Raw genomic sequence first — 4,835 nt, 5'->3', positions numbered from 1 at the left:
CCCGGCGTCGGTGCCACTGCCACCGGGCAGCGGCCCGCGTCATTTGCTGTTCAGCGCCGACGGTAAACACGCGTGGCTGACCACCGAGATGAGCGCCCAGGTCGCGGTGTTCGATTACCACGACGGCCAGCTCAAGCAAACCCAGTGGGTGGACTTCGCCGCCGGGCAACCGGTGTCCGCCAAGGCCGGCGCGGCGTTGCACGCATCAAGCGATGGCAAGTTCCTGTATGTGAGCAATCGCGGCACGGCCAATCAGTTGCTGGTGTTCAGCATCGACCCGGCCACCGCACACCTCAAGGAACTGCAGCGCCGTTCCGTGGAAGGCGACCACCCGCGCGAGTTCAGCCTGGACCCGAGCGGCAAGTTCCTGCTGATCGCGAACCAGAAAAGCAATGAAATCGTGGTGGTCGAACGCGACCCCAAAACCGGCCTGCTCGGTAAAACCGTGCAAAAACTGTCGATCGATGCGCCCAGCGACCTCAAGTTCCTGCTGCGTCAATAAGCCACAGGCCCCGCACAGTGGGGCCTGATCCTCTTTATTAATTCGATTGATAACAGCTACTGTTTCAAAGCATTTCTAAGGCCCAACCCTCGGGCGTAAGTTGAGTTCCAAGGCCTCCACGGCCACTCAACCAAACGAACACAAGGGTTACCGACATGAACTTCAATCTCTTCTCGATCATCGCCGCCTCCGCTGTTTCCGCCACTGTTGCGTTGCCGGCTGCCGCCAGCGTGAACGTTATCGGCAAACAATCCAGCACCAGCGCCTACACCCAGAAATACCTGCAACAGAGTGCCAACTTCTACGCAGCACTGGATCACAAAACCCAGTACTGAGCGACATGTGGGAGCAGGCGTGCTCCCACACTCAGTTAGACCGATTCAGGTTTTTGCCATCACCGCGATAAACAGCGGCGAGTCCAGAAACCATTGCAACCACGCCTGCACCCGCCGGTATGACGTGTGCGCAAACCACTCCCGATCGACATGCGCAAACTGCCGCACAAACGGCGCCACGGCCATATCCGCAAGGCTCGGGTGATCGGCCAGCAAATACGCGCGGTCTGCCAGCAACCCCTCCAGCTTCTGCAAAAACACCTCACCTTCGGCTCGATAATGTTCCATCGGCTGCTCCGGGTAGCGTTCGGCATACTTGTATCGATTCAGGTGATGTTTGAAGCCCTGGTCATTCTCGGCAATCAGCGCCAGCACCGCAGGATCACCCTCGAGCAACCAGTCTTGCGGGTCGTTTTGCGCCAAGGCCCAGCGCATGATATCCAGGCTTTCGTCGATCACCCGGCCGTCGACGCTCAACACCGGCACCGTGCCTTTGGGCGACAGCGCGAGCATCTCGGCCGGCTTGGCCTTGAGGCTGACTTCGACAATCCGCACCGGCACGCCGCAATAGCGCAAAGCCAGGCGGGCGCGCATCGCATAGGGGCAACGGCGAAACGAGTACAGCAGCGCCTCGCTCACTTCACCTCCACGGTGCTCAAGCCATTGCCCTGGCGCTTGACCTGGATCTGTACCGGGATGCGCTCGTGCATTTCCTGTACGTGGGAGATCACCGCAACCTTGCGGCCTTGGGCTTGCAGGCCGTCCAGTGCGTCCATGGCCAACTGCAGGGATTCCGGGTCGAGGCTGCCGAAACCTTCGTCGATAAACAGCGACTCGATCTTCAAGGTACTCGACGCCATCGATGCCAGGCCCAGCGCCAGCGCCAGGGACACCAGGAACGTCTCGCCGCCGGACAATGAATGCACCGAGCGCAGTTCGTCGCCCATTTCCGTGTCCATCACCAGCAGGCCGAGCATGCTGCCGCCGCGTTTGAGGCGGTAGCGGCGCACCAGTTGGCGCAGTTGCACGTTGGCGTGGTGTACCAGCAAATCGAGGTTGTAGGCCTGGGCGATCTTGCGGAACGTGTCGCCGGTGGCCGAGCCGATCAGCGCGTTGAGGCGCGCCCAGCGTTGCCATTCGTCATAGGCCTTGGCGATCTGTTCGTCCAGGGCGTGGTTGGCGTCCTGGCGGCGCTGGTCTTCGGATTGCCGCGCGCGCAGTTCGGCGCAGTGTTTTTCGCCGTCGGCCAGTTGCTGGTTGAGCGCCGCCAGGCTGCTGTCCAACTGTTCTGCTTGCAGATTGCCGTTGTGCAGCGCCTGGTGCTCGGTCAGGCGTTGTTCGCGCTCCTGCAGCAGCACACTGGCTTGCTCGACGGCTTTTTCGCTGCTGTGTAGCTGCTGGCGCAGTGCGCTGGCGTGGGCGTCGTCGAAGGCCAGCAGGCGCTTGAGCCCGGCGTCGTCCAGTTCGGGGTGCAGGGCGCGCCACTCGCGCAAGCGCGCCGCGAGCGCTTGCTGTTCGGCTTGCAGCGTGTGCTGACGGTCCTGCTGGGCCTTGAGGTCGGCGGCCAGTTGGATCAACGCGTTGTGGATGTCCTGCACCTGTTGGTTGGCGTCGGCTGCGCGTTGGCGTGACTGCGCCACGGCCTGTTCGAGTTGCTGTTGCCAGTCTTCGGCACGCGGGTGCTGACCGAGCAGGCCGCTGAGTTTTTCCTCGGCCGTGTGTTGCTGAGCGGCCAGTTCGCTGACCTGCTGGCGCAACGCGTCGAGCTGCTGCTGGCGATGCTGCTGATGGGTGTGTGCTTTCTCGATCGCCTGCTGACGCTCTTGTTGCTCGGCCAGTTCATCGCGCTGGTGGGCCAGCTCTTCGAGACGCTGGCTGACCTGTTGGTCCAACAGCATGAAGGTCGCCGCCGGTTCGCTGCGCAGCCCTTCCAGGGTCTCGGACGGCAACAGGCTGGCGAAGGCCTGCAGTTCTTCGTCGAGGCGTTCGCGGTCGTTGGCCAGCTCGCGTTGCTGGTCGATCAGCAGTTGGCGAGCTTGCTGGCCGGCGTCTTGGGCCGCTTGTAGCTGTTGCTGCAGGCGACCGGCGTTTTGTTGCAGGTTGAGCAGGGCGCCTTGGCGTTGCTCGTCCTGGCTGATGTTTTGCGTCAGTTGACTGAGCTGCTGGGCCAGCCAGTCGCTGCGCCGGGCGGCGTCCTGATTGAACAACGAGGCCGACAGCGGGTGCGCGTCCAGGCTGGGCGCCAGGGCGTGCTGTTGCGTCGTCAGTTGCTCCTGTTGTTGCAGGAATTCTTTTTGCTGGGCGATCAAGCCGCCTACTTCGCCGCGCAGTTCGGTGAGTTTTTCCTTGAGGCTGTCGACGGCTTGCTGCGCCATGGCCTCTTCGTTTTCGTCGTGGCGACCGAGGCTGTGCAGCAACGCTTCGGGCTGGTGATACGGATGCTCATGGCTGCCGCACACCGGGCAAGGCTGGCCATCCTGCAATTGCTCGCGCAACTCTTCGACGCTGGCACTGCGCGCTAGACGCTGGCGCTCCAGCAACTGCTTGGTCACCGTCAGGGTTTGTTCGGCGACCGTGAGTTCGGCTTTGGTGTGCAGGCCGGTCTGGTTCAACCGGTCGCGTTGTTGTTGGGCGTCCGAGAGTTTCTGCGTCAATAGGGCCGCTTGCTGGTCCAGCTGTTGCTGGCTGTCCCACAGCCGGGTCAGGTCTTCAAAGGCGCGTTGCTGCTTGCGATTGTCTTGCAGCAGGCTGGCGAGCAACTGGATCTGCTCGGCGACGGCGTGAGGCTCGGCGCCGGCTTCCTGGTACAGCAGGTCGAGGGCATCGCGTTGTTGGGCGAACTTCTCGACGGCGGCGGTGGCGCGCTGTTCAAGTTGCGGCAGTTCGGCCTGGCCCTTGTTCAGGCGATTGCCGATCAGCATCAATTGTTGCAGGCGGTCGCGGTAGACGTTCCAGGCCTCGCTCAACGGTGCGAGGGCGGCGCTGCGTTCCAGGCCGGTGGCCAGACGTTGCAGACGCTCGGCGACGTGGCTGTGCTTTTCCTGCAACCCCTTGAGCAAGGCCTGACCTTCGGCGCAGGCGGTTTCGTGCTGTTGCTGGTCCTCGCTGCGCTTGGCCAGTTCTTTGGTCAAGTGGGCGAGGGTGTTCTGTTCTTCGAAGGCCTGGCGCAGCAAAGGCACGGCGTCGGCCTGATCTTTCAGGGCCGCGGCCAGCGCCGTTTGGGCGGATGCCTGCTGCTGTTGGGCTTGTTCCTGGCGCTCATGCAGATCGGTTTGCTGCTCGATATGCGCTTGAATGTGCGCCGCCAGCGGCGTGAGCACGGTGTCGAGTTCCGCCTGGCGCGCGAAGTGATGGCGCTGCGGTGCCAACTGCTCCAGGCGGCTCAAGTCCTCGCGCTGCAGACCTTGGCTGTCCCAGTGTTGCTGGGCTTGCTGCAACTGTTCGACGGCACTGAGCTTGCGCTCCTGCCATTCACGCAGTTCCTTGAGCCAGGTGTGCTGCAGCTCCAGTTGCTTGAGCTGGGCTTGCTCGGTCTTGAGCTGTTGTTGCGCCTGGGCCAACTGTTGGTCCAGTTCGGCGCGGGCCTCCGGGGCCAGGGGCACCACGCCGGTGGCCTGGTCCTGCAGTTGTTTGTGGGCGTCCTTGGCGTCCTTGGCCTTGTCGAACGCGCGACGGCCGAGCTGGGTGTAAAGCGCGGTGTCGGTGAGCTTTTCCAGCAGTTCGCTGCGCTCGTTGTCGTTGGCCTTGAGGAAGGCGCTGAACTCGCTTTGCGCCAGCAACACGGCGCGGGTGAACTGCTCGAAGTTCAGGCCCAGGGCCAATTCCAGTTGGGTCTTGTATTCGGTTTTCTGGCTCGCCAGCAGTTGGTCGCTGTCCAGGTCGATCAGGCTCTGCCGGCTGTTCTGCAATTTGCCGCTGGCTTTGTCGCGGGCGCGGTTGGCTTCCCAGCGCGCGCGGTAGCGGCGGCCGTTGACGCCGACAAAATCCACCTCGGCATA

4 protein-coding genes are annotated in these 4,835 nt (G+C 62.9%); 2 read left to right on the top strand and 2 right to left on the bottom strand.

Annotated features, from left to right (window positions below):
- A partial coding sequence (locus tag L9Z73_RS25470; protein WP_247407078.1) for a beta-propeller fold lactonase family protein occupies window positions 1-502 on the top strand: 502 nt, incomplete at its 5' end.
- Between the two features lie 155 nt (window positions 503-657).
- The gene (locus L9Z73_RS25465) at window positions 658-837 is read left to right on the top strand and encodes a hypothetical protein (RefSeq protein ID WP_247407075.1); all 180 of its coding nucleotides are present in this window, start codon (window positions 658-660) and stop codon (window positions 835-837) included.
- 45 nt (window positions 838-882) lie between these two features.
- On the opposite strand, the gene L9Z73_RS25460 is transcribed toward L9Z73_RS25465, so the two are convergent.
- Both L9Z73_RS25460 and L9Z73_RS25455 read right to left on the bottom strand, forming a co-directional pair.
- The gene (locus L9Z73_RS25460; RefSeq protein WP_247407072.1) at window positions 883-1,476 is read right to left on the bottom strand and encodes a glutathione S-transferase; all 594 of its coding nucleotides are present in this window, start codon (window positions 1,474-1,476) and stop codon (window positions 883-885) included.
- On the bottom strand, window positions 1,473-4,835 hold a 3,363-nt coding region (locus L9Z73_RS25455), incomplete at its 5' end, for an SbcC/MukB-like Walker B domain-containing protein (RefSeq protein WP_247407069.1). The genes L9Z73_RS25460 and L9Z73_RS25455, both read right to left, overlap by 4 nt.

The sequence above is a fragment of the Pseudomonas emilianonis genome, from assembly GCF_023072625.1.
Lineage (GTDB): Bacteria > Pseudomonadota > Gammaproteobacteria > Pseudomonadales > Pseudomonadaceae > Aquipseudomonas > Aquipseudomonas paraveronii.
Note: the sequence above shows the minus strand (reverse complement) of the source record. Positions and strands in the feature narration are given on the sequence as shown.